The organism is Brevibacillus sp. IT-7CA2, assembly GCF_949767855.1.
Taxonomy (GTDB): domain Bacteria; phylum Bacillota; class Bacilli; order Brevibacillales; family Brevibacillaceae; genus Brevibacillus.
Genome location: NZ_CATKQT010000053.1, coordinates 1 through 24786 on the forward strand (window position 1 = coordinate 1; position 24786 = coordinate 24786).

The 24786-nt window shown below is 46.7% G+C and carries 22 protein-coding genes; 16 read left to right on the top strand and 6 right to left on the bottom strand.

Annotated features, from left to right (window positions below):
• Positions 1-208 precede the first annotated feature (208 nt).
• A complete protein-coding gene (locus ACM6JA_RS27380; RefSeq protein ID WP_414854928.1) occupies positions 209-1024 on the bottom strand; it encodes a hypothetical protein in 816 nt (271 codons plus the stop codon).
• 999 nt (positions 1025-2023) lie between these two features.
• On the opposite strand from ACM6JA_RS27380, the gene ACM6JA_RS27385 reads away from it, so the two are divergent.
• The 9 genes from ACM6JA_RS27385 (at position 2024) to ACM6JA_RS27425 (ending at position 13502) form a co-directional block, all read left to right on the top strand.
• Positions 2024-3043 (top strand): ABC transporter substrate-binding protein, encoded by a 1020-nt coding sequence (locus ACM6JA_RS27385; RefSeq protein ID WP_414854929.1) that lies wholly within the window; start codon positions 2024-2026, stop codon positions 3041-3043.
• A 20-nt stretch (positions 3044-3063) separates the two neighbouring features.
• Positions 3064-5124 (top strand): Fe(3+)-hydroxamate ABC transporter permease FhuB, encoded by a 2061-nt coding sequence (gene fhuB, locus ACM6JA_RS27390; protein WP_414854930.1) that lies wholly within the window; start codon positions 3064-3066, stop codon positions 5122-5124.
• A 112-nt stretch (positions 5125-5236) separates the two neighbouring features.
• A complete protein-coding gene (locus tag ACM6JA_RS27395) occupies positions 5237-6826 on the top strand; it encodes a helix-turn-helix domain-containing protein (RefSeq protein ID WP_414854931.1) in 1590 nt (529 codons plus the stop codon).
• 117 nt (positions 6827-6943) lie between these two features.
• Complete coding sequence (locus tag ACM6JA_RS27400; protein ID WP_414854932.1) at positions 6944-7963, top strand: ABC transporter substrate-binding protein; 1020 nt, start codon at positions 6944-6946, stop codon at positions 7961-7963.
• Between the two features lie 432 nt (positions 7964-8395).
• Complete coding sequence (locus ACM6JA_RS27405; protein WP_007722591.1) at positions 8396-9454, top strand: fatty acid desaturase; 1059 nt, start codon at positions 8396-8398, stop codon at positions 9452-9454.
• A gap of 64 nt (positions 9455-9518) precedes the next feature.
• A complete protein-coding gene (locus tag ACM6JA_RS27410; protein ID WP_414854933.1) occupies positions 9519-10661 on the top strand; it encodes a histidine kinase in 1143 nt (380 codons plus the stop codon).
• Complete coding sequence (locus ACM6JA_RS27415; RefSeq protein WP_390304834.1) at positions 10658-11257, top strand: response regulator; 600 nt, start codon at positions 10658-10660, stop codon at positions 11255-11257. Before ACM6JA_RS27410 ends, ACM6JA_RS27415 begins: the two co-directional genes overlap by 4 nt.
• A gap of 188 nt (positions 11258-11445) precedes the next feature.
• Positions 11446-12015, top strand: a complete 570-nt coding sequence (locus ACM6JA_RS27420) for a helix-turn-helix domain-containing protein (protein ID WP_414854934.1) — start codon at positions 11446-11448, stop codon at positions 12013-12015.
• Between the two features lie 233 nt (positions 12016-12248).
• A complete protein-coding gene (locus ACM6JA_RS27425) occupies positions 12249-13502 on the top strand; it encodes a CynX/NimT family MFS transporter (protein WP_414854935.1) in 1254 nt (417 codons plus the stop codon).
• A gap of 72 nt (positions 13503-13574) precedes the next feature.
• Here ACM6JA_RS27425 and ACM6JA_RS27430 read toward each other — a convergent pair whose 3' ends face one another.
• The 5 genes from ACM6JA_RS27430 to ACM6JA_RS27450 all read right to left on the bottom strand — a co-directional run bounded on the left by ACM6JA_RS27430 (position 13575) and on the right by ACM6JA_RS27450 (position 16929).
• Positions 13575-14099: a GNAT family N-acetyltransferase gene (locus tag ACM6JA_RS27430; RefSeq protein WP_414854936.1), complete on the bottom strand. Its 525-nt coding sequence runs from the start codon at positions 14097-14099 to the stop codon at positions 13575-13577.
• A 170-nt stretch (positions 14100-14269) separates the two neighbouring features.
• Entirely contained in the window at positions 14270-14962 is a 693-nt protein-coding gene (locus ACM6JA_RS27435) for a matrixin family metalloprotease (RefSeq protein WP_414854937.1), read from the bottom strand.
• 432 nt (positions 14963-15394) lie between these two features.
• Positions 15395-15958: a hypothetical protein gene (locus ACM6JA_RS27440; RefSeq protein WP_414855163.1), complete on the bottom strand. Its 564-nt coding sequence runs from the start codon at positions 15956-15958 to the stop codon at positions 15395-15397.
• A 409-nt stretch (positions 15959-16367) separates the two neighbouring features.
• Positions 16368-16631, bottom strand: coding sequence for a spore coat protein (locus tag ACM6JA_RS27445; protein ID WP_414855164.1), 264 nt, complete (start codon positions 16629-16631; stop codon positions 16368-16370).
• 52 nt (positions 16632-16683) lie between these two features.
• Positions 16684-16929: a spore gernimation protein GerQ gene (locus ACM6JA_RS27450; protein ID WP_414854938.1), complete on the bottom strand. Its 246-nt coding sequence runs from the start codon at positions 16927-16929 to the stop codon at positions 16684-16686.
• A gap of 206 nt (positions 16930-17135) precedes the next feature.
• Between ACM6JA_RS27450 and ACM6JA_RS27455 the strand changes: the two genes are divergently transcribed.
• The 7 genes from ACM6JA_RS27455 to ACM6JA_RS27485 all read left to right on the top strand — a co-directional run bounded on the left by ACM6JA_RS27455 (position 17136) and on the right by ACM6JA_RS27485 (position 24786).
• A complete protein-coding gene (locus ACM6JA_RS27455) occupies positions 17136-18059 on the top strand; it encodes an ROK family protein (protein WP_414854939.1) in 924 nt (307 codons plus the stop codon).
• A 136-nt stretch (positions 18060-18195) separates the two neighbouring features.
• On the top strand, positions 18196-19260 hold the full coding sequence (locus tag ACM6JA_RS27460) for a Gfo/Idh/MocA family protein (RefSeq protein WP_414854940.1): 1065 nt from the start codon (positions 18196-18198) through the stop codon (positions 19258-19260).
• Positions 19261-19332: 72 nt separating this feature from the next.
• Positions 19333-20919, top strand: coding sequence for a glutathione ABC transporter substrate-binding protein (locus ACM6JA_RS27465; protein ID WP_414854941.1), 1587 nt, complete (start codon positions 19333-19335; stop codon positions 20917-20919).
• Between the two features lie 67 nt (positions 20920-20986).
• On the top strand, positions 20987-21910 hold the full coding sequence (nikB, locus tag ACM6JA_RS27470; protein ID WP_414854942.1) for a nickel ABC transporter permease: 924 nt from the start codon (positions 20987-20989) through the stop codon (positions 21908-21910).
• Between the two features lie 19 nt (positions 21911-21929).
• Positions 21930-22820: an ABC transporter permease subunit gene (locus ACM6JA_RS27475; RefSeq protein WP_173618213.1), complete on the top strand. Its 891-nt coding sequence runs from the start codon at positions 21930-21932 to the stop codon at positions 22818-22820.
• A gap of 18 nt (positions 22821-22838) precedes the next feature.
• Entirely contained in the window at positions 22839-23831 is a 993-nt protein-coding gene (locus ACM6JA_RS27480) for an ABC transporter ATP-binding protein (protein ID WP_414854943.1), read from the top strand.
• Complete coding sequence (locus ACM6JA_RS27485; protein WP_414854945.1) at positions 23824-24786, top strand: ABC transporter ATP-binding protein; 963 nt, start codon at positions 23824-23826, stop codon at positions 24784-24786. Before ACM6JA_RS27480 ends, ACM6JA_RS27485 begins: the two co-directional genes overlap by 8 nt.

Below are 24786 nucleotides of genomic sequence, written 5' to 3' on the forward strand. Positions count from 1 at the left end.
GTGTAATGATCCTGCGAGTCTAAGTGTTCAAAGAAAATAATGTTTTTGACTGAGAAAATATAGTATTAGACTGACTTTCGGACATTACGCTAACGGGAGTCAGTCTAAAACTCTATTATCAATGAACATCTGTCCGTTGATCTAAAAATGGATGCTAACAATACCAGGCCTGATCATGATTATGGCAAGCCTGGTACGATGATGACACTTAATTTTTGAATAGAATTTCGCCCACCTGTGTGGAAATGTTGAGCGTTGCATTCTCGGATTGAGCCTCACCCACATATCCATGGAGTTCTTTGGAAACAACTGATGTGGTATTTGTTGCTTTTTCAAGATTAACCTGATTATCAATATTTCCCATTTCTGTTGATAGATTTACATATATGGGTGCTAATTGATCCGGTATAGCGAATTCGACGTTTCCAAGGTTAGTAGATATGTTACTGCTTTCCTTGCCAATTACATCCGTTACGGTGATGTTGCCAGCATTGCTGCTCACATTTAAATGTTGGACCGACAATTCTGACTCAATGAATATGTTGCCAACTTCATTATCTATCTCAAGGGATTTGAAGTCTTTATAAGGAAGATGGATCGTTAAGGATGGCAATGGCTCCGTATTTATGAACTTCTTTTGTTCCTGTTTAAGCATAATCTGTAATGTTCCATCTTGGATCGACGTAGTCACGTTGGTATCCATTCCTTTTGAATTGCCCTTGGATAATTCCCATTCTGCTTGATTGATTTGTTTGTCTCCTATGACTTTAACTATAGCAGCGTTACTCTGAATTTTTAGGGAATGAATGTTAGTTACATCTATTTGAGAAATATCCCCTTTTACTGCATTCGAGACATTCTTAATGTCCGATGTTTCTGAATTTGCAATTGTGTTCGTCGGTATAGTAGCGTTTTGCTGGGACGAACTTTGTGTACTAGTGACGGAGGATTCCTTCGTACATCCAGCGATTCCGATACTGGCAGCGGCCAGGAGAATCATTGCTAACTTCATGTTGTTGTTCAAACGTTTATCTTCCTTTCTTCTGCATATGCTAAACAGATCGTCATTTCAAATTACGTGATCCGTTTGTGCATTAATCGTACAGTGGTCAGAAAGACTTGGTAACGGACTTTGGCTTGAATAAGAACTGGACTTAAGTCTAGAAAGAGCCTCCGTCTTTAAACCTAGAGGTACATGATGAATCGAATCCTTGATGTTGATAGAAATTAACCGTTTACTCGGTATACTCATAGAGTTATGCTATGAATTGCAACTTGTAAGACTAGGAACGGGTGAATTTACCGCCAAAAGGACAGCTCGTATGGCAATATGATTAATCATCGTATTTCTAACGATTCCCGTTAGCAACTTTAAGCAACTTCATGAGGTTAGCCAACAGAACGTTGTCTAAAATCGGCTACTGAATTAACTTAACGGCAGGTAACTATAAGCGCCATTAATAGTTCAATGGAGCAAGAAGGTTGAAGAGGAGTAGGAAATTGAATATGGAATATTTTAAATATTTCTTTCAGATTCTATGTATAGCCATTTTTAAAGATGTTTCAGGGGTAACGCTCAGAGAAATCGAGTCGCCCTGAAACAACTCACAGAGAAAAGAAAAGGAAGTCGCGCATATACGCCACTTCCTTTTAAATCGGGAGATCCCGCAGTGTGGTACACGCATAAAAAGGCAACATTAATAATTCCCCTTGCTTTTATTATAAAGTGCACAAAAAAATAATGAGTTTCGTTCAACCAACGGGATCGATAGCGTAATAAAACAGCGGCGAGTCTAAGACTTTTTTTCAGGTCTTAGGTCGCTGCTGTTTTATTATTCGGGTTCAGTGAGTCAACAACTCCAGTCTATTACATTATTTTCAACGAACACTAAGACTTTGAACACATCTCACCGTTGACAAAGATAATGATAATCATTATCATAATTAATGGTTGATTGGAAATCATGTCCATCATCCTTTCTCATTCGATGTAACACCTAGAAAAGTAAGGGGGAATTTTTTCATGCGTCTTATGAAACTACCAGTGATGCTTGTATTTATGTCTGCAATGCTGCTACTTGCTGCTTGCGGTAATGCGGGGTCAACTGCACAATCTGGTTCCAACCAAGCTGCTACAGCTCAGCCTGACGCGGCGAAGCCGGCTGAAGAGCAAGTGCGCACAGTGAAGCACATGATGGGAGAGGCGACTATCAAAGGCACTCCTAAGCGTATCGTTGCATTGGAATGGAGCTCAGCAGAGCATTTGTTGGCTCTTGGTATTCAGCCTGTAGGGATTGCAGATATTCCAAATATGAAAAAGTGGGTGAAACTCCCTGTGGAGATTGCTCCAGAAGTAGTGGATGTAGGGAGTCGTACTTCACCAAACCTGGAATCGATCATGATGTTGAAGCCAGATTTGATTATCGGTATTAAACGAAATGTAGAAGCGAATTACGACGAAATGAGCAAAATTGCCCCAACGATTGCTTTTGATACGAATCCTGCTGAAGGTCAGGGATCACAGTATGATCGAATGATTGAGATCTTCAAGCAAATTGCGGATATCACGGGTAAAAATGCGGAAGCCGAAGCCGCTTTGAAAGACCTCGACAAGACTTATACGGAAGCAAAAGAAAAGCTGACCAAAGCTGGTGCAGATAAAGTTCCATTCGTCCTTGCAATGGGCTACAGCAGTCAAAATGCGGTAGAATTCCGCCTGTCTACGGATAACTCTACAGCAGCAAGCATCTTGATTAATATTGGTCTGACAAATAAGTATAAGCCTAAGAAATTTGAGCAAACAGGAATGACACTTGCAGATGTGGAGGCACTTCCAGCGTTGCAGGATGCGAATTTCCTCCATATCATTCAAAATGATGACAACGTGATTGAGAATCAATTGAAGAACAATCCAGTTTGGAACGGTCTTACTTTTGTGAAAGAAAATCGCGTCTATGCTCTGGGCGGAGACCTGTGGCCATATGGTGGTACCATGTCTGCAAAGATTCTCGCGAATAAAGCTGTAGATCTGTTGGCAAAATAATGAGTTTAGCCAAAAATAAAATGTTTACACGAACTGACATCACTCCAGCCACTTCCTCACCAAGAGGGGGCTGGAGATTGTTCTTGATGTTAGGGAGTGGACTTGTCGCTCTGTTAGTGCTTACATTTGTCAGTTTGACACAGGGGATGGCAGACATTTCTCTGCGTTCTGTCGTACAGGCCATTATTGCTCCGCAAGACATTTCCGATCACCATATGATACAAGGTGTCAGGCTTCCAAGAACGGTCATGGGGCTTTTGTCTGGTGCAGCATTGGCTATTGCCGGAGCATTGATGCAGACGGTGACACGAAACCCGCTCGCTTCGGAAACGACACTGGGCGTAAATGCGGGTGCCTATTTCTTCGTGGTGTTCGGGATGGTTTTTTGGCCATCATTCTTGCATGAACACCCGCTTCCATTTGCAATGGCGGGCGGAATACTCGCAGCCGTTACCGTATATTTCATGTCTGGCGGACGCAAAGGTTCGCCAGTACGTGTGGCATTGTCCGGGATGATTGTCACCTTGGTGTACTCCTCCTTGACGAGTGCCATCATCTTGTTTAACGAAGAAACGACAAATGGCATTTTCCTCTGGGGCTCAGGCTCCTTGAAGCAAAATGACTGGTCGGGTGTAGAATTCAGTTGGCCTTGGATTGTAGTTGGGATTTTGGTCAGCTTTTTCATGGCCAGGCAACTGGATGTACTTAGTTTTAATGAAGAAACGGCGAAATCATTGGGGCAAAAGGTGGCAAAAACACGGCTTTTCACCATGTTTATTGCGATCTTTGTTACGTGCGTCAGTGTCAGTGTGGTCGGGCCAATCGGTTTCATCGGACTTGTGGCGCCGCATCTGGTGCGATTGTCCGGCATCACGCAGCATAGATGGCTGTTACCGCTCTGTGCCATCTGGGGGGCAGCGCTGCTTGTAGCTTCCGATACGATTGCACGTATGCTCATCAATCATTATGGTGAACTTCCGGCAGGAGCCATCACGGCAGCTATTGGCGGACCATGGTTGATCTGGCTGGCTTTGCGTGTCTCGCGCAGTATGAGTGCTGGAACTGGAGGCTCGATGAGCGTCGGAGGAGCACAACGTAAAGTTTCGTATCCGTTGATTGTGTGCACGCTTTCTGTGCTGCTCGTGGTCGTTTGGATGCTCAGCTTGTCTAGCGGAAACTTGTACCTGCCGTGGACAGAGATAATCGCTATTTTCATGGGACAAGGAAACGAGATGTACAGTCAATTGGTGTTTGAGCTTCGAATGCCGCGACTGTTAACAGCGATGTTGGCAGGTGTGGCACTCGCGATCAGCGGAAGTCTCATGCAGAGTGCAGTACGTAATCCGCTGGCTGATCCGCAGATTGTCGGTGTCACGAGCGGTGCGGGTGTAGGGGCGATTATCGTGCTCCTCGTGTTTCCTCAACTCTCGGCTTGGATGCCGCTTGGGGCCGTTGTAGGGGGCATCATCTCTGCTGCGATTGTGTACGCGGTCTCTTGGAGAAGAGGACTCAATCCAATCATCTTGACGCTAGTAGGTATTGCGGTTTCTGCCGCAGGTGCCGCTTTTATCAATATTTTGATCGTACATTCCATGATCTTGGCAGCCCCTGCACTCACTTGGCTGGCAGGAAGTACATATGGGCGGGGATGGATGGAAGTAGGTCGCCTGTTGCCTGCGATCCTCGTCTTAGCACCGATCGCGTGGTGGTTAGGACGTCGGGTGGACCTCTTGTCATTTAACGACGAGAGCTCGACGGGATTGGGGTTAAAGGTACGGATGACGAGGTTGTCTGTGGCAGTCATTGCAGTGCTGCTCGCTTCAGCGGCAGTTGCCAGTGTCGGAGCCGTAGGATTTATCGGTCTTCTCGCTCCGCATGCGGCACGTATGCTGGTTGGACCTCATCATCGCCGTGCAGTTGTCGTCTCAGCCATGCTTGGAGCTGTATTGCTGGTTGCTTCAGATTTGCTGGGAAGGATCGTCATGATCCCGAAAGATATTCCGGCGGGGGTCGTGGTGGCGTTGCTAGGCGCGCCATATCTGTTCTTGCTGATGTTCCGGTCGACTCGTTCCTCACAATAGACAGGCAGGTACTTGCCAAATAGAAAGATCTCCAACATGATGAAAGTAGAACAGGCTGATTCTGGTAATCAGCTTGTCTACTTTTTCTTGCTATTTCCGGTGATAGAAGGATGTGAATCTGTTGACGATTAATCAAGATTATCCTGGCTTTTTGATGACCGCCTTTCGCAAACAGCGATTGAAAAATTTTCACCTGCGTCAGGTGGAGGTAAACACCCATGTCCTTTGCTATGTGGCAGAAGGAAGTGCAGAGATTATGGTTGATGGTCAAAAGCAGGTGCTCGACGCCGGAAAGCTCTTGTTGTTGCGCCCGACGACGAAGATAGAAGAATTGCGGTGCCAATCAGGACCGTTGCACATATACAGGCTGCATTACGTGGAAGCGAGACACGATCAGCACGAGATCGCTCCCGAGAGGAAAGAAGTCAAGGTTTTGGCTGTCTCTACTCCCGCCTCATTTCTGACGGTATTGGATGAGCTCTCGCAATTGACACGGAAGCGGGACTACTCTTCTTTTTTGCGGAGCCAAGCGCTACTCTACGAGCTGCTTGGTGTTGTTCATGATGAACAGAAAAAGAAAGAGGAAAAGGGCATTGGATCGATTGAGGAGACTATCACCTACATGCAAAAACACTACCGCGAGTCACTGGAATTGGGAAGCTTGCCGAAACTGGCGGGGTTGACCCCCAGCTCATATTGCCGTGCTTTCAAACGTGCGACGGGAATGACACCCGGGGAGTATTTGACTGGGTTGCGGATGGAGCATGCCAAGGAGCTGCTTGCCCATTCTGGAGGAAGTGTGAAGGATGTGGCTCGTAACGTAGGTTATGCCGATGAGCTGTATTTTAGTAGACTGTTCAAAAAACGAGAAGGATTGTCGCCGCAAATTTATATGAAGCAAAGTGACCAGCGGGTAGTCGTGGTCAGCAAGCTGTTTTTGCAGGATCATTTTCTTGCGATGGGAATTCAGCCGATTGCTGCCCCCTCCTTCCCGAACTACTTTGAAACGAGGACGGGCTTTCCTTCTTATTTGCAGCAAAAGCTGCGCGGGACAAAAGCACTGAATGCAGAGCAGTTGATCGATCCGAAAGAGATTTTGACCTTGTCGCCTGATGTGATTGTCAGGATGAATTTTTTCCACAATCGGGAGGCAGGAGACTGGGAGAAAATAAAAGGAACGGTCTCCTTTGACGGCTATCCGAACTGGATTGACTACCAAACCAAATTGGCAACGCTCTTCCAGAAAGAGAGTCAGGCAGAGAAAATCATCAAGCACATCGACAAAGTGGAAAAACAAGCAAGAGATGCACTTTTGCCGGTTACACGCACGGGTGAATGGACGATGATTCGCGTGCTGAAGGATGAAGTGCGCCTGTATGGCGTAGAGGGGCACGCCCTCGCTGACTTGTTTTATTACAAGCTTGGATTTGCGCCTGACCCGAATGTGACCCACGCGGCCTATAAACCAAATGCGCTCAACGATCTGATCGAATTGAACCCGGAGCGAATCATCGTGTTCTGGAGTGAACGGGAGCATGTGGCAGCATTGTGGAACAACCCAATGTGGAGAGACTTGCGTGCGGTGCGGGAAAACAAAGTGTACCATCCCGCCAATCATGAATGGGACCCATGGGGACCGTATGGCAGAGAGCATACGATTCAAAGGAGCACAGCGTACTTTCTCCAGGTCGGACAGGGGTAATCTGGTCCATGGCAATTAGACAATCACGTCCATAGAAAAGTAAGAGGAGTCTCTATATACTATCAATTGATAATTGTTATCACTAAGTTGATAAGCAGAAGTGGGGGCATTCTCGATATGAAAAGTAAGACCAGTTTACGTACCATGCGCCACATCATGACCAGCTTCTTCGCGCTGTGCTTGCTGGTTGTCCTTGCCGGTTGCGGAGGCAATGCCAATCAAGCTCAACAAGCGCCAGCTGCATCGGGCACGACGACTGAGGCTACTCCAGCACCAGCCGATTCCAATGAAGTACGTGAAGTGAAACACGCAATGGGTACCACTCCGATTAAGGGAACACCAGAACGCGTGGTTATTTTAACAAATGAAGGTACTGAAGCCTTGCTTGCACTTGGCGTTAAGCCAATCGCTGCTGTACAGTCCTGGGATGAAGATCCTTGGTATCCTCACATCAAGGATGAAATGACAGGCGTAGAAGTGTTGGGCTTTGAAGACCAGCCGAATCTCGAAGCGATTGTAAGTCTGAGCCCTGATTTGATCATCGGAAACAAAGTACGTCATGAAAAGATTTACGATCAACTGTCCAAAATCGCTCCAACCGTATTCTCTGAAGAGCTGTCCGGAAGATGGAAAAGCAACTTCACGCTCTATGCAGAAGCCCTGAACAAGAAGGCGGAAGGCGAGCAAGTCCTGAAAGAATTCGACGACCGTGTAGCTGCTGCGAAAGCAAAGCTGGGTCCTAAAGCTTCTACTAAAGTATCCATAGCGAAATTCTCCAAAAAAGGCGTACAAATCTATCAAAAAGATACCTTTAGCGGTGTGCTGCTCGATCAGCTCGGACTCGCACGTCCAGCTTCCCAGGACGTAAACAACTTTGCAGAAATGATCAGCGAAGAAGGTATGTCCGCTATGGACGGGGACATCCTGTTCTACTGGGTAACGGAGCCAACGAAAGAATCTAAAGACATTGAGAACAACGCGAAAAAATGGATGGAAAGCCCAGTCTTCAAATCTCTGAATGTGGCGAAGACCAATCAAGTTTACCAAGTAGACGAAACGGTTTGGAACAAAGCAGGCGGCATCAAGGCAGCGAATTTGCTGCTCGATGACATCGTGAAGCGCCTCGATGTGAAGTAAATCAAAAAGCGTCAAAGCGAGAGACCTCATCCGAAGAAAGGATGGGGTCTCTTCGCACTCCCATCTTCCTTTAATACGGCCGCTCTCGTATTGCGGGCCTGTGAAAATCAACGAGACTACCCTTGAAGAGATCATAGAAGCTTTTCAAGATTTACAAACGAGGAAAATGGGGAATACTAATTTCTAAGAAACAATGAAATCAATCAAAGGAGCGGAGTTCAGCAATCCTTTATGCGCTGGTTTCTTCCTTTTTGCTGTAGTTTACTCGCCCCTTAATTTTCCAGATATATATTCAACCATGACATTTGTCATGTCCACGACTTGACGTTTATGACTACAGCGGTCAGACGCTATTTCCTACAATAAAGATAGAATATTGCGTCCGGCGAATTCACATGTCCCTGTGCGCATCAATCGAGGAGGAAACAATTGATGCATCAAGCCAACATTGCCCAATTGAAAAAGAATGTTGCCCCCTTTGAAAAAGCAGACTTGAAAAAGAGTATCCGACAGCTGATCAATACACTAGTTCCGCTGATTCTACTCTGGTACGGTGCTTATCTCAGCCTGTCTGTGTCTTATTGGCTCACGCTGCCTATCGTCATTGTCGCAGCCGGCTTTGTCATCCGTACATTCATCATTTGCCACGATTGCTGCCACCAATCCTTTTTCAAAAATCGTCTGGCGAATGACATCGTTGGTACGATTACCGGTGTGCTGACCCTCGTCCCTTATGAACAATGGAAAAACAGTCACAATATTCACCATGCAACGAGCAGCAACCTCGACAAACGAGGCGTAGGCGATTTGTGGATGATGACTGTCAATGAATATCTCGAGGCTTCTACTTGGCATAAAATCGCTTATCGGCTGTATCGCAATCCGATCGTGATGTTTGGTTTGGGACCTATTTTTGTCTTTTTGATTCAGTATCGTTTTAATGTGAAGCGAGCTCGCCGTAAAGAGCGGTTGAATACGTATTTGACGAATGTGCTGCTGGTCGGTCTTTATGCGCTTTTGATCTGGGCGGTTGGCTGGCAAGCATTCCTGTTGATTCAAGGTCCGATCTTTTTCGTCTCTGGCTTGTTTGGGATTTGGCTGTTTTATGTGCAGCATACGTATGAGGATTCGTACTTTGAGAACGATGAAGAGTGGAGCTACGTGAAAGCGGCAGTAGAAGGAAGCTCCTATTACAAGCTGCCGAAGGTTTTGCAATGGATCACAGGCAATATTGGCTTTCACCATGTCCATCATTTAAGCCCGCGCGTACCGAACTACAACCTGGAAAAAGCACATAACGACACACCGCCGCTTCAGATGGCAACGACGATTACACTGGCGTCCAGCGTGCAGTGCCTGCGTTTTCATTTGTGGGATGAGAGCAACAAGCGGTTTGTGAGCTTCAAAGGCTTCAAGCGGTTGGCTGCTGCTCAATCGGAAGCAATCATAGATGCACTCCAAGGCTCCAAACCGAGTTTGGAAGGAAAATAAGCCTGCCATAAACCTTTGAATTCCGATACACTTGAGAGAGTGGAAAAGAAAAAGGTGGGCAAGCATGCAAAAGCAGAAGTGGTATCACATTCTACAAAAAAATACGGGCTTGAGCCCTTATGTGTGGGTTGTCTTCTACATCCTGCCATTCTATTTCATCTTCCGGTCCTCTTCGACGTACGAAGCGGTGATCGGAATCATCATGATCATTCTGTTTTTCATTTGCTATGTATTCTCCTTCCTGTCAAAGGGCTGGCTGATTTACTTTTGGACCAGTGTGCAGATTATCATATCCGTCGCCATGACCTTGATGTTCGGCTATGTGTATTTCTCGCTCTTCCTGGCGTTTTTTATCGGGAATATCGAGAACAAGATCGGCTTTGTTACGCTGTACACGGTTCATTTGATTAGCACCACCATATCGGTCAACATCGGCTTTTTCACCAAAAACGTGCAATTGATTGGCCAGCTTCCGTTTGTTTTGGTTAGCATGATTGCTGTCATTCTCTTGCCTGTGACCACGTACAACTGGAATAAGCGAGAGAAGCTGCAGGGAGAGCTGGAGCATGCGAACAAGCGAATATCGGAGCTGGTCAAGCTCGAGGAACGCCAACGCATTGCCCGTGACTTGCACGATACGTTGGGGCAGAAGCTCTCCTTGATTGGGTTGAAGAGCGATTTGGCGAACAAGTTGATTAACAAAAATCCTGCTCTGGCAAGAACAGAGCTGGAAGAAATCAGGCAAACGGCCCGAATCGCGTTGAAAGAAGTACGGGAAATGGTCACGCAAATGCGTGGGACGCGGCTAGAAGATGAGATGTTTCGGATCAAGCAAATTTTCAAGGCGGCGGAAATTGAATTCGTGCTGGAAGGCGACACGAATCTGACCAATACTTCGCTGATGACAGAAAACGTGTTGTGCATGTGCCTGAAAGAAGCGGTCAACAATATTGTGAAACATAGCAATGCCAGCGCCTGCTCCATCGTCATCGAACCCACTCGTACCGATCTCGTCGTAAGTGTAACGGACAATGGGATTGGAATGGCGGAGGAATTGGTCTACCGAGGTAACGGTTTGCGTGGGATGAAGGAACGGCTGGAATTTGTCAACGGAAGTATGGAAATCCAGTCCTCGGTGTCTGGAACACAGCTAGTGATTCGGGTACCCAACGTCTTCAAACAACCGGAACAGGAGGCGGGAGGATGATTCGCATTGTCATTGCAGAGGATCAGCGGATGCTCTTGGGAGCCCTTGCTTCCCTGCTCGATTTGGAAGAGGATATGAAGGTCGTCGGAAAAGCAAGTAATGGTGAGGATGCCGTCAAGCTCGTGCATCAGCATCAACCCGACATTTGCATCATGGATATCGAAATGCCGGTCAAAAGCGGATTAGACGCTGCTGAGGAATTGAAAGGCAGCGGCTGCAAGGTGATGATTCTTACGACCTTTGCCCGCCCAGGCTACTTCGAACGAGCACTGAAGGCAGGTGCAAACGGCTACTTGCTCAAGGACAGCCCGAGCGAAGAACTGGCTAGTTCGATTCGTAGCATTATGGCAGGGCGACGGATCTATGCTCCTGAGTTGGTCGATGAAGCATACGGGCAGGAAAATCCACTGACGGAGCGGGAAAAGGAAGTCCTGGTCTTGATCGCAGACGGGAAGAACACCAAGGAGATTGCCAGCCAGCTGTACATTACGACAGGGACTGTGCGGAATTACATCTCCGTCATTCTCGACAAGCTCGGTGTGAGCAATCGGATCGAGGCGATTATGCATTCAAAGGAAAAAGGCTGGTTTAAGTAGCAGACCAGTTGGAGGAGGCCCTTTCTGTTTTGGCAGGAAGGGTTTTTTTATGTGGTATATAATACACATAATGAATGTAATGATTGATGATCTGGTATATTTAGTATGATTTCATCCACTATCGTATATGAAATGCTATTAGCATATTTTTTTATAGGTTCCATCGATATGGCAAAGGGAGGCTTAAAGTGAATCTAGAAACCGATGATCCCAAACAAGTTGTTTTACAGGTTGGAGGGGTATTAAAAAAAATTCGTAAAGAGAAACATTTGAGCCTTGAAGATTTATCAGAATTATCCGGTGTGAGCAAGCTGACACTTGGAAATATTGAACGTGGAGAAACCAACCCAACAATCGGGGTGTTGTGGAAAATTTCGAAATGCTTATCTATACCACTCTTGGCTTTATTCTCAACCGATAACAGTGTGAATGTGTCCAGAGCTGGGCAGGGACTCAGAATTGCTGGGGATAATAAAGATTGGGTAATTGAGCCAATCTTTCAGAACGTAAGTAATGAAATTGAAACGTATAGAGCTTATTTACAACCGAATAGCTCATACTATCCAGAGAAGCATCACCACAATACAACGGAAATTGCGACGGTAATGTCAGGAACCCTTTCCATCCATGTAAATAATGAGTCATACACCTTGAATCAATATGATTCGATTAGTTTTTGTGCAGATGGTACGCATTCATATATAAATCAATCCGACGATCTTGTTGTGATCCATATTATATTGAAATACGGGGTCTAAAAATCGATTCCCTGTATTCTCATAGACTACGACGACTATGACCCTTTATCGACCGAATGGTTGCTAGAGGGATATTTTTTGTTGTGATTTATAAGAGATGATAGATATTGGACAATTATTGTTCGTTATACTATAGTATACGTTATCTGTTATTAAATATATTATAATATGCTATTTTACTACGGTTACGAATTAACTTCTGTATCCACTCTAATAGACTAGGAGGGAAAATGATGAGCACGGAAGATATAAAATCAAATCCAAGTGTTACTAGATCAGCAGTTTGGGTGGTTATTGTAGGGATAATATTTATTGCAGCTAATTTACGGGCTCCTTTAACCTCGGTGGGGCCTCTAGTTGGTCTTATTAGGGACGATGTTCATATTTCGAATACGCTGGCAGGTATGATTACCACGTTGCCCCTACTAGCCTTTGCACTTTTTTCTCCTTTTGTTCCTAAATTAGGACGAAAGTTTGGAGTAGAAGTCATGATTCTAATTTCCATCATCCTTCTTACTTTTGGGGTTATTTTGCGTTCCCTCTCAGGAATCGCTACTTTATATATCGGTACTGCTGTTCTTGGATTGGCAATTTCCGTTTCTAATGTATTGTTGCCTAGTCTTATTAAACGAGAGTTTCCTGGACGCATTGGTTTAATGACTGGTGTATATTCCGTTTCTATGAATTTATTGGGAGCAATAGCATCTGGTATTAGTGTTCCCATTGCAGTTGGAATAGGAATTGGATGGCAAGGGGCATTGGGTATATGGGGCATTCTTAGTTTGGCTTCTGTATTATTTTGGTTACCTCAAATGAAACGCAGCAATAGGGAAACAGCCGCTGTTCAAAATCAATCGGTTGATAGCAGTGTGAATTTATGGCGTTCCGCACTAGCGTGGCAAGTCACCTTGTTTATGGGACTCCAATCTATGGTTTTCTATGTACTTATCACATGGCTACCTGAAATCTTAAAACAGCAAGGATCAAGTTCAGATCAATCTGGTTGGTTACTTTCCGTTATGCAGTTAGCCTTGCTTCCATTTACTTTTGTCGTTCCGATTATCGCAGGGCGTATGTCCAGTCAACGTTCATTAGTTACGATTACGACAATTTTGCTTTTAATGGGAACGCTTGGATTACTTTACGGAAGCTTGAATTTTATTGTTTGGTGGATCATCATGCTAGGAATTGGTGGAGGTTTTGCATTTAGTTTATCGATGATGTTTTTTGGCTTACGTACTGAGAATGCTCAACAGGCTGCAGAACTATCCGGTATGGCTCAATCAGTTGGATACCTACTTGCTGCAATAGGCCCGACCCTTTTCGGATATCTGCATGATGTAACGGATAGCTGGACTGTTCCACTTCTGCTTTTGGTTTGTGCGTCAATCTTACTCTTTATATTTGGTCTAGGTGCAGCTAGAAATCGTTCTATTGGTTCAAAGGCATCGATTCCACCGAGTACAATACCGCCAAAAGCGATGTAAGCAAACCATTTCACAGGTACGGGCATGCTATGGAAATCGGCGGATTTGCTCGGGAGTCCATCTTAGATCCGCTTACTTCTCCAACGAATAATAGCAGTCATTCACCTTCTTACCTGCAATTTCAGTGCTTTCGGGCACAATTTTATCCAGCTTCATTCCAGCCTTCTCCAAAACGCGTCGTGAAGCCACATGCTCTTCGGAACAAACAGCCGTAAATTTTTTGAATCCAAAAGTATCCACAGCAAAATCAAATACGCGTCTGATTGCTTCCGTTGCATAGCCCTTGCCCTTGAATCCGTCCAGTATGATGAAGCCTACTTCCGCAGTGAGAGTTTCTCGGTTACGGGTGCAGAAGCTAATCAAGCCAACGTCGTTACCTGAGTCGGTTTCACGTATGATCCAGGTTAGCCAGTGTGTCGATTCGAGGCTCCACGGAGCGAGTTCTTTCTCAAAGTTACGGCGGATATCTTCATCGCTCATGGTCGCTCCGATATGCTCCATCAGTGTCGGGTTGGAATAGATGGAGCGGATCAGATCCCAATCGGGTAATGCCACTTTGGTGAGAGTCAGGCGCGCACTGAGAATTTGATTGTTCATAGGGATTCTCCTTTGGCAATTGTAAGGAATATTTATAATAGTATACGCAGATGAATGAGAAGGAAAGGAGTCTATCACCAAGAGTGGGGCTGTTCATCAAAAAAGGCCGTCGACTTTCTCGACAGCCAAAAGAGTTCCTTGCATTGTCTTTTGTGTAGGCAATCAATGAGTTATCGACTATAGATGTTTCTAAGCTCATTGATGTCGTTTTGGGTAGGAGCAGTGATTCTCGTTAACCAAGAGTTATTCATGATCGAGTGATCCGACCTATGATTTAGCCGTAGTACATGTCCAATCTCATGAGTAGCCAAGGCTTCTAAATAAGCGGCGTTTCTGTTGCTCACTCTGTTCCATTGGATGACTGTGCCACCGGTAACTCTGGAACCATTCGATTGCCACCAGCCAAATCCATCATACCCCCTCGCATAGCCTTCACCTAAGGTAATGGGAGCATTTTGTGTTGGTGTTAATGAAACAATGCCTGTGTTGTTCCAATTTCGTATGGCATTTTCATAGGCCTGTCTGAGAGCAGGGATATTTGTCGTAATCGTTACCTGATACGAAACTAAGACCTTGTCTTGATCGGTTGCAGGTGGGTTTCCATTAATAAAAGCAGAAGCAACATAGTACTTCACGCCGTTTTTCTCGTAGAAGAACCATCTATTATCAGGGGCATTTGTCCAAAAGTCATTGAGCGAGGTACCTCGGGTCCAACCTGAAAATTGTACGCGGGTATTTGGTTGAAGCTTGTCGATGATAGTAGCAGAAGTAGTCGGTCCGGTACGGATATTGACAGGGATCGAAGCGGATACACCGCTAAAATCCACGCGATATTCGGATTGATCCTGTGCGTTTGTCGGCATAACAAAATATCCATTTACAAGAGTGACAAGAGTAATAGTGAACAATAAAAGTTTACCCAAAATTCTTTCTAACATCATGAGGCTCCTTTCCAAGCAAGAGTTTGTACAGTTCTCTGCGGACCTCCTTTTCATATGTTTTTGATTACAAAAACAATTTCATTCCTACTAGTCCATCTCTTTTAAATAGTTTGAAATTGTTTTTCTAATGGTAAAGTACATATCCAGTATTTTCAAGTTAACCACAAAGAATTTACAATATTGTCGTTTTTTACCGAATTTTTGATGAACGGTAGGAGTTGGAGTCCTCAGCCTGTGGCCAAAGAGAAAAGGAAACAAGCTGATGTCGATTGAGTTTCGACGTCAGCTTGTGGACGGGATGTATGCCATGTACCTAGCTATTGAGGATGCGGTTATCCAATGATTCTGATTAGCCTATAGACGCTTGATCAGGTTCATATTCCCCGAACTTCTGATCACAATCCATCCGTCAGGAATAGGCGAGCCTAGCATCACCCATACCTCCTGACCAGAAGAAACGTTGTTAAGATTTTTAATCAGGTTCATAGTCCCAGTACTTCTGATCACAACCCATCCGTCAGGCATAGGGGAGCCGAGCATGACCCAAACTTCCTGATTAGAAGAGGCGCTGTTAAGATTTTTAATCAGGTTCATAGTCCCAGTACTTCTGATCACAACCCATCCGTCAGGCATAGGGGAGCCGAGCATGACCCAAACCTCGTAGCCAGCAGGAGCATTGTTGATATCCTTAATCAGGTTCATATTGCCAGAAGATCTGATTACGACCCAACCGCTTGGAATAGGGGAGCCGAGCATGACCCAGACTTCCTGACCAAATGCGGCATTTTTGATTATTGTTTTTGCGGAGGCTGGCGCCTTCTCCTGTAGAGGCAGAGCTGCCCCTTGGGCTTGTGCGGCTACACTTGGTACAGCGACAACTGAGCTTAGTGTCAGGATGATCAAGGCTTTTTTTAACATGAACATCAACCTTTCATGATAGTGGTAAATGTAGCTCTGAACAGAATAATGAGATGGATATCATCGCTCCTCCCCAAAAACACCTATATATACCATTTTATAGGATATCTATTCCTTTTACTTTAGGAGATATTGTCGAATGGTAGACAAAGTAGTAAAGATATTGGTTCACTTAAAAAGAAAAAGAAAGCACCCAAAGAGGGTGCTTTCACAGGCTGTCGAGAAACCCCCAGTCTGGATTTCTCGGATTAAGATAAAAAATTTTGACCTTCTAGATTCGCTTCTAAGGCGTTTTACGAAGGTGGGGAGACATATTTGTACCCCCTAAAATGGCACAGAAAGTCCCCTTTTTTGCGAAAGGGGACTTTCTCAACACTCTGAGAAAGCACCCAAAGAGGGTGCTTTCACTTCACGGAAGATTTAACGCGGTCTGGATATTTTGCTGATCGAATTGAATCTGCTCGGTAACATTCCATGGATGGTACCAGCCACGCTCAATCATGTACAGGCTGATCTTTTCGTGCAAATCGATTGCTTCTTCCAATTGCTTGGTGAGTGTTGCCTTAATTTCTGGGGTGCCTGTTTCTGTCAGTGCCATCGCATAGTTTCGCACACCGCTCTTTGCGGAGATGAGAAAGTCCATGGCAAAAGTCATATCCGCTTTCTCCGGCATGTTTAGCGCATTAATGGGATCTTGATAATCGTTGTTCATCAGATTTTCACCTTCAGTTTATGATGGGGGTCGGACGAGTTTGCGGTATCGGTGCCTGGAAGGGTGCGTGCTTGTAAATAGCCTGAAGCTCCGCGATTGCTTGCAAGGATTGCTCTACATCTTTTTGCATCAACGCTCGTAAATCCTGATCAAATACGATGCCTTGCATCAGCTTGGATTTGGCGAGGCAGAGTGTTTTGAAGTTAAGTACTTCATGAATATCCAGTGATTCATGGGCAGCCAGCGTCTGTTTATTCATAGTACAATTCTCCTTTTGGACGTTTTAACAGTTCTATTCTGTCCTATGTACTACTTGATATTCGAAAGAAGTCTGCCGATGAAATTAAATTTTTCGAATAATCTGGACGAAAGGAGAGGGGTGTGCTACAAATAAAGCTAAGTTTAATTTGTAAATCCATTGGAGAAATTAACATCGCGTTTACGGTAAATAAAGGAGAGACGAGCATGGCAAAAGAAGAATATGCGATTGGGCTGGACCTGGGTGGGACCAAAATCTTGGCTGGTTTGGTTGATCGCACAGGAAGGATAATCGCACAAAAGCAGCTGCCGACCTTAGCGGAAGAGGGAGAAAAAGCAGTGGTCGAAAGGGTGTTGTCTGCTACTGATGATGTCCTATCAGCAAGCAGCATCGATCCCCAAAAAGTACGCGGCGTAGGAGTTGCTTCCGCTGGAGTGATTAACAGCGCGAACGGTGAAGTAGTATTTGCGAGCAATCTAGGCTGGAGAAATGTACCGATTGGCGCCCTGATCCAGCAGAGGTTCGGACTGCCCGTCCGGCTGTTCAATGATGCGAATGCAGCGGCAATCGCGGAGTGGCTATGGGGCGCAGGAGCTGGCATGCAAAACATGATCTATGTCACCGTCAGCACAGGCGTAGGGGCAGGAGTGATCAGCGACGGTCGATTGGTTTCAGGGCGGGATGGGAGTGCGGGTGAGTTCGGCCATATCTCGATCGATTGGAACGGACCGCCATGCCGCTGCGGCAATCGAGGCTGCCTGGAAAACTACGCATCGGGTACTGCCATTGAAAACGCAGCTCGCCACAAGCTGGCAACCACAAATGAGCCAGTCACGGCCAAAGCAATCAGTGAGGCTGCGCTAGCAGGAGATCCTTTCTCCAAGCAACTCCTCAAGCAAGCAGGGTATTACTTGGGAGTCGGAGCAGCCAATCTGATCTATTTGTTTAATCCGGAGGTAATTGTCTTCGGAGGTGGAGTGATGAACGCTTCTACCATACTCATACCGGAAATTGAGAAGAGCATGAGGGAGAGATGCATCCCTGGATTGGCGCAGGAGGTGCGTGTCGTTCTTAGCCAGATCGGGGTAGAAGCTGGAGTGATGGGAGCGGCAGGGGGGGTTTTGCGCTAGATCAACCAGGAGAGAAAACACCAAATTTTTAATCGAAAAATGTATTGCAAAAATTAAAACAATTTTGTATTATCTTATTAATTACTCCACTGAAAAAACTAATTAACAGATGAAAAGCAAGGAGGAAGACAACATCATGGCAAAAGTGAGAATTGCGGTGATTGGTGCAGGATCAATTTCAGACATGCACTTGCAATCGTACCAGCAAAACGAGCGTACAGAAATTCGGGCCGTCGTCGACTTCAACGAGGAGCGCGCTCGGGAAAAAGCACAGAAGTACAGGGCCGAAACCTACTACAGCAAGCTTGAGGATGTTTTCACAGATGAACAGGTAGACGCTGTGAGTATTTGTACGTGGAACAACACGCACGCAGATATTGCCATCGCTGCCCTTAGAGCGGGTAAGCACGTGCTTTTGGAAAAGCCTTTAAGTACAACAGTTGAAAGCGCTCTCCTGATAGAGGAGGCCGTAAAAGAGAGTGGCAAGCTGCTCCAGGTAGGTTTTGTGAGAAGGTACGATTCGAATGCGCAATTGCTCAAGCAGTTCATCGATGCGGGAGAGCTGGGGGAGATTTATTACGCGAAGGCATCCTGTCTGCGCCGTTTGGGCAATCCGGGAGGCTGGTTCGCTGACAAGGACAGATCTGGCGGAGGTCCACTCATCGATCTCGGCGTGCATGTCATTGATCTGTGCTGGTACTTGATGGGCTGCCCAAAAGTAACGACAGTCAGCGGCAATACATACAACAAGCTGGGCAATCGCGCCAACGTCAAAAATCTCTCTTTTTACAAAGCAGCTGATTACGATCCTTCCCAAAACACTGTCGAGGATATGGCCAATGCACTCATTCGCTTTGAAAACGGAGCGTCCCTTTTCGTGGATGTGAGCTATACACTGCATGCGAAAAAAGACGAGTTGGCCGTCAAGCTGTACGGGGACAAGGGAGGCGCAGAGGTGGAGCCAGAGCTGTCCATCATTGCAGAGAAGCATGACACGATCCTGAATGTCAGCCCGCAGATGGATAAATTATCATTTGATTTCAAGCGAGGCTTCCAAAATGAGATCGATCACTTCATCGCATGCATTTTGGGTGAAAAAGAAACACTTAGCCCAGTACAGGACGGCGTGGAGATGATGAAGATTCTGTGCGGCATATACGAATCAGCTGCTACCGGAAGAGAAATCGTATTTACCCGATAACCGGCAGGCTAGACCTATCCATGGACATCCAGATACCACCCATAGAGTAGATGAAGACAAGGGGGAAAAGAAATGAAAAAAGCATCGTTTTTCCGAACCGCATCCGTCTTACTTTTTTCAGTGGCTTTACTTTTCGGATGTTCCAGTGGCGGTGGCAGTGGTAGTGGAACTCCGGCAGCTTCCAATGGGGGGACAACGACGGGAGCGCCGCAAAAGGATCAGATGGTCATCGCCGTAAACGAAAACTTTATCACGATGGACCCGCAAAATACAGGGGATGCACTGTCATCAGGTGTCCAAAGCGCGATGTTTGAAGGGCTTCTGATTTATGACAAGGATTTGAAGCTCATGCCAGGTCTGTCAACTGAATATTCGGTGAATGAAGACGCGACAGAGTACACCTTCAAGCTCCGGCAAAACGTGAAGTTCCATGATGGCACACCATTCAATGCCGAAGCGGTCAAAATCAATTTCGACCGGATGAGTAACAAAGACAACAACTTGAGAGCTTATCGAAACTACAAATACATCAAGTCCACAGAGGTTGTCGACGAGCACACAGTGAAAGTGACGCTGAACCAGCCGTTTTCCGCGATGATCAACAAGTTCACGACCGGAATCATCAGCCCGGCGGCTCTGGAAAAATACGGTAAAGACATTACCAAAAATCCAGTCGGTACAGGTCCATATAAATTCGTGGAATGGGTACAGGGTGACCATTTGACGGTAGAGCTGAATCCAGATCACTGGAACAAGGGAGCAGCCAAGGTCGGTAAAATCGTCTACAAGCCCGTTCCTGAAAATGGCTCCCGCGTAGCCATGCTGAAGACGGGTGAAGCCGATGTCATCTATCCGTTACCTGAGCAGCAAGTAGAGACACTGAACGGAGCAGAGGGAGTAAAGGTAGAGCGCACACCTTCCACTATCACCCGCTATGTCTCGATCAATATGCTGAAAAAGCCGTTTGACGATCCACGCGTTCGCCAAGCCATCAACCATGCAGTGGACAAGGACGCGTTCATTAAAGTCGTGAAATCCGGGTATGGCGCACAGCTGGAATCCGTGATGTCCCCCACAATTGCCCACTATGCGAAGCAAGGCGCCTATGAATACAACATCGAAAAAGCGAAGCAGCTTTTGAAAGAAGCAGGCTACGAGAACGGCTTCACAACGGACATCTGGGGCAATACGAACTCAGATACGATGAAGGGCATGCAATTCATTCAGCAGCAATTGCAAAAGGTCGGCATCACCGTTGAAGTGAAATCGATGGAAGAAGCGACGCTGTCCGATGAAATCTACGGCATCAAGTCTCCAGAAGAAGCAAAAATGAACATGTGGTACGTAAGCTGGTCCTCTGCTGATCCAGACAATGCGATGCGTTCGTTGTTTAGCAGCGAGAACTTCCCGCCTGCGGGAGCGAACACGGCTTTCTACAAAAATGACCTTGTCGACCAAAGCATCAAGGAAGCAACACAATCATCAGACCAAGATAAGCAAAAGCAGCTGTATGGCGTCGTGCAAGAAAATGTGTTTAAAGAAGCACCATGGATTTTCCTCGCAGTCGATGAAATTTTGTACGGAAAACGCGCGAACGTGAACGGTGTTTATATCACACCAAGTGGCGGCATCTATGTAAGAGAAGCGACGTTCCAATAATACTTGAAGCAGCGTTCGGGCATTGTCTGCCGCTGGGCGCTGCTTTTCTTTTAGGAGGAACCGTACCATGTTCCGTTATATCGTGAAGAGACTCATCGAGATCATCCCGATTATTGTTGTCGTGTCGTTGCTCATTTTCTTCTTTATCCATCTGGTTCCGGGTGATCCTGTTCGCTTGGCGGCGGGAAAAGAAGCGACCTTGGAAGAGATCGAGCGGGTGCGTCAGGAGCTGGGCTTGGATAAGCCATTACTTACCCAGTACGTCAACTACATGCAAAACCTGCTGACAGGAAATTTGGGACACTCCCTGAAGACGGGGCTTCCCATTAGCGATATGTTTGAAAACCGTTTTTCTATGACGATGACGTTGACATTTATGAGCCTGGGCTGGGCCTTGGTGCTCGGACTGCTGATTGGGACGATCTCTGCTGTTTTCCGCAATAAATGGCCGGATTACGTAGGGATGCTGACGGCGATTTCTGGTATTTCCTTGCCTGGATTTTGGCTGGGGCTCATTCTCATACAGGTTTTTTCTGTCACGCTGGGCTGGTTTCCTACAGGTGGGGTCGAGAGCTGGAAAAGCTACGTGCTCCCCTCGTTAACCTTGGGAGCAGGAATCATGTCGATGCTGGCCCGATTTACACGGTCCTCCCTGCTCGAAACATTAAAGGAAGATTTTATCCGAACGGGTCGGGCAAAAGGGTTGAAGGAATCCGTAGTCGTTCGCAAGCACGCCTTGAAAAATTCGATGATTCCGGTCGTGACCATCGCCGGATTGCAATTCGGCTTTCTGTTGGGCGGATCGGTTGTCGTGGAGACGGTGTTTAGCATTCCGGGTATGGGGCGTCTGTTGATCGATTCCATTGCTTTTCGCGATTATCCGGTCGTACAGGCAGTCATCCTGTTGTTTTCACTGGAGTTCATTCTCGTGAATCTGCTGGTAGACATCTTGTACAAGGCACTGAATCCGAAAATCCGTTATGACAGCTAATGGCAAGGAGGTGACGTAAATGGAGGTAGTAAAAGAAATCGGGCATAACGTTGTAGTTCCCACGGAAAAGAAATCCCGAGCCCGCGAGTTTTGGAAGAAGTGGAAAAAGCAAAAGACAGCTTTCTGGGCTGGGTTTTTTATCTTGTTTTTGTTTGTGATAGCACTGTTTGGTCCGTGGATCGCGCCGTATGATCCGTACGAGCCGAACTATGATGTGACGTTGCAGACTCCTTCCATGGAGCATTGGGCAGGGACAGATGAATACGGACGAGATATTTTGAGCCGCATCATTGTAGGAACGGGTATCTCTCTTGGAGTCAGCTTTTCTTCTGTGGTGGTCGGCGCAGTGGTTGGAACGGTATTAGGTTTGATTAGCGGATATTACGGCGGGTGGCTGGATCGCCTCATCATGCGGTGGAGTGACGTCATGTTTGCTTTTCCCGACTTGCTGCTCGCAATCGCCATTGTTGCGATCCTCGGCCCGGGATTAACGAATGTCGTCGTAGCGGTCGCGGTGTTCAGTATCCCATCGTTTGCTCGTTTGATTCGCGGCAATACATTGGCTGCCAAGGAAGCGGTGTTTGTAGAAGCAGCGCGGTCCATGGGGGCCAAAAGCAGCCGGATTATTTTTCGACACATCTTTCCAGAGACCGTCTCCAGTATGATCGTCTTTTTTTCCATGCGGATCGGTACCTCGATCTTGGCAGCATCCAGTCTCAGCTTTCTCGGTCTGGGGGCAAAGCCCGAGAGTCCCGACTGGGGGGCGATGCTCAGTATGGGGCGTGATTATCTCGCCACTTCTCCTCATGTGGTCATCATTCCCGGGATTGCGATCTTTTTGACCGTGCTGGCGTTCAACCTGGTTGGGGATGGCTTGCGCGATATTTTGGACCCGAAAACGAAGAACTAAACGAGGGAGATGGGGCAGATGAGTGAGAACATCATTGAAGTAAAGCATCTGCAGACACAATTTACGAGAGACAACCAGAAGACAGTCGTCCTCGATCATGTGAGCTTTCATATAAAAAAAGGCGAGGTGCTTGGACTGGTTGGCGAATCGGGCTGTGGCAAGAGTGTGACCTCCTTGTCGATCATGCGCCTGTTCAAGGACACGACTGGTGAGATTACCAATGGCGAGATTGTTTACAACGGTACGAATTTGCTTTCGATTTCGGAGAGTGATATGCGCCGTATTCGCGGAAAAGAAATCTCGATGATTTTTCAGGAGCCGATGACCTCACTCAACCCGGTGATGAAAATCGGAGAGCAATTGATGGAAGCCATTCGTTTGCATCTCGGCTACTCCGACCAAAAGGCGCGAGAACAAGCAGTGAGCATGCTGACAAAGGTAGGCATTCCGCGACCAAGCGAAATAATGGGAGAGTATCCGCATCAGCTCTCTGGCGGTATGCGACAGCGCATCATGATTGCGATGGCGATGTCCTGCAATCCCAACCTGTTGATCGCCGATGAGCCAACGACTGCACTCGATGTTACGATACAAGCCCAAATCCTCGACGTCATGAAGCAGCTTCAGGCTGAAGAGCATATGTCGATGCTGTTGATCACGCATGATCTCGGCGTCGTGGCAGAGATGTGCAACCGTGTCGTGGTCATGTACGCAGGGCGTGTCGTGGAGGAAGCATCTGTTTACGACTTGTTCGACGAACCCAAGCATCCATATACCAAAGGCTTGATCGGCTCTGTCCCCAAAATCGGGCAGAAGCGCGCGCGGCTGGATTCGGTTCCGGGGAACGTACCGACACCAAACAATATGCCGAAGGGCTGCAAATTCGCTCCGCGCTGCAAGGATGTCATGCCTGTTTGTTGGGAAAAGGAGCCCGCCATTACGACGGTGGGAGAGGAACGTTCTTGCCGCTGCTGGCTCTATCAAGAGGAAGGTAGGGATGTTCATGTCTAAATCACTGGTCGTGGTAGACGGTATCAAAAAAACGTTCCCGATTGATAGCGGTCTATTAAGCAGCAAAAAAAGCGTAAAAGCCGTAAATCACGTTTCGTTCGAGATCAAGGAAGGCGAGACGTTCAGTCTGGTCGGAGAGAGTGGCTGTGGCAAGTCGACGACAGGGCGCTTGGTCACAAGGCTTTTGATGCCAGATGAGGGTAAGATTTGGATCAATGGAGAAGAAATCTCCAAGATGAACGAAACGAAGCTCCGGGAAGTGCGCAAGCAGGTACAGATGGTTTTTCAGGACCCATACGCCTCACTGAATCCACGGATGAAAATTCGCGATGTGGTAGCAGAGCCTCTTCTCATTCATACGAAGCTGTCTACTCAAGAACGGGATCGGATTGTCGCCGAAATGCTCGAGGTCGTTGGGCTCTCCAGCTATCATGCGGAGAAATTCGCCCATGAATTCAGCGGAGGGCAACGGCAGCGCATCGGAATCGCTCGCGCCTTGATTTTGAAGCCGAAGCTGATCGTCGCGGATGAGCCAGTCTCTGCTCTCGATGTGTCGATTCAATCGCAAATCTTGAATTTGCTAAAAGATTTGCAGGAAGAATTTCATTTGACCTATTTGTTTATTTCCCACGATTTGAGCGTGGTCGAGCATATTAGCGACAAGATCGGCGTGATGTATTTGGGGAGTCTCGTAGAATCCGGCCCGAAGGAAACGATTTTTGCCAATCCCCGGCATCCGTATACAAAAGCGCTGCTCTCTTCAGTTCCGATCCCTAATCCACGGGCGAAGCGGGATCGGATCATTTTGCAGGGAGATGTACCGAGCCCAGTGAATCCGCCGTCAGGCTGTCTGTTTCATACTCGCTGTCCGTTCGTGATGGACATATGCAAGACGACACCACCTGCATTGCGGGAAGCGGCAGATCGAGATCATTTTGTCGCCTGCCATTTGTAA

Bases quoted from the DNA above. Each gene is read 5' to 3' on its own strand.
- ACM6JA_RS27405 (WP_007722591.1), top strand. From the start codon at position 8,396: ATGCATCAAGCCAACATTGCCCAATTGAAAAAGAATGTTGCCCCCTTT.
- ACM6JA_RS27445 (WP_414855164.1), bottom strand. From the start codon at position 16,631: ATGCCGGAGAAAGCGGATATGACTTTTGCCATGGACTTTCTCATCTCC.
- ACM6JA_RS27480 (WP_414854943.1), top strand. From the start codon at position 22,839: ATGAGTGAGAACATCATTGAAGTAAAGCATCTGCAGACACAATTTACG.
- ACM6JA_RS27455 (WP_414854939.1), top strand. From the start codon at position 17,136: ATGGCAAAAGAAGAATATGCGATTGGGCTGGACCTGGGTGGGACCAAA.
- ACM6JA_RS27485 (WP_414854945.1), top strand. From the start codon at position 23,824: ATGTCTAAATCACTGGTCGTGGTAGACGGTATCAAAAAAACGTTCCCG.
- nikB (WP_414854942.1), top strand. From the start codon at position 20,987: ATGTTCCGTTATATCGTGAAGAGACTCATCGAGATCATCCCGATTATT.
- ACM6JA_RS27450 (WP_414854938.1), bottom strand. From the start codon at position 16,929: ATGAATAAACAGACGCTGGCTGCCCATGAATCACTGGATATTCATGAA.
- ACM6JA_RS27465 (WP_414854941.1), top strand. From the start codon at position 19,333: ATGAAAAAAGCATCGTTTTTCCGAACCGCATCCGTCTTACTTTTTTCA.
- ACM6JA_RS27385 (WP_414854929.1), top strand. From the start codon at position 2,024: ATGCGTCTTATGAAACTACCAGTGATGCTTGTATTTATGTCTGCAATG.
- ACM6JA_RS27440 (WP_414855163.1), bottom strand. From the start codon at position 15,958: ATGTTAAAAAAAGCCTTGATCATCCTGACACTAAGCTCAGTTGTCGCT.
- ACM6JA_RS27430 (WP_414854936.1), bottom strand. From the start codon at position 14,099: ATGAACAATCAAATTCTCAGTGCGCGCCTGACTCTCACCAAAGTGGCA.
- ACM6JA_RS27475 (WP_173618213.1), top strand. From the start codon at position 21,930: ATGGAGGTAGTAAAAGAAATCGGGCATAACGTTGTAGTTCCCACGGAA.
- ACM6JA_RS27400 (WP_414854932.1), top strand. From the start codon at position 6,944: ATGAAAAGTAAGACCAGTTTACGTACCATGCGCCACATCATGACCAGC.
- ACM6JA_RS27435 (WP_414854937.1), bottom strand. From the start codon at position 14,962: ATGCCGACAAACGCACAGGATCAATCCGAATATCGCGTGGATTTTAGC.
- ACM6JA_RS27415 (WP_390304834.1), top strand. From the start codon at position 10,658: ATGATTCGCATTGTCATTGCAGAGGATCAGCGGATGCTCTTGGGAGCC.
- ACM6JA_RS27460 (WP_414854940.1), top strand. From the start codon at position 18,196: ATGGCAAAAGTGAGAATTGCGGTGATTGGTGCAGGATCAATTTCAGAC.
- ACM6JA_RS27410 (WP_414854933.1), top strand. From the start codon at position 9,519: ATGCAAAAGCAGAAGTGGTATCACATTCTACAAAAAAATACGGGCTTG.
- fhuB (WP_414854930.1), top strand. From the start codon at position 3,064: ATGTTTACACGAACTGACATCACTCCAGCCACTTCCTCACCAAGAGGG.
- ACM6JA_RS27425 (WP_414854935.1), top strand. From the start codon at position 12,249: ATGAGCACGGAAGATATAAAATCAAATCCAAGTGTTACTAGATCAGCA.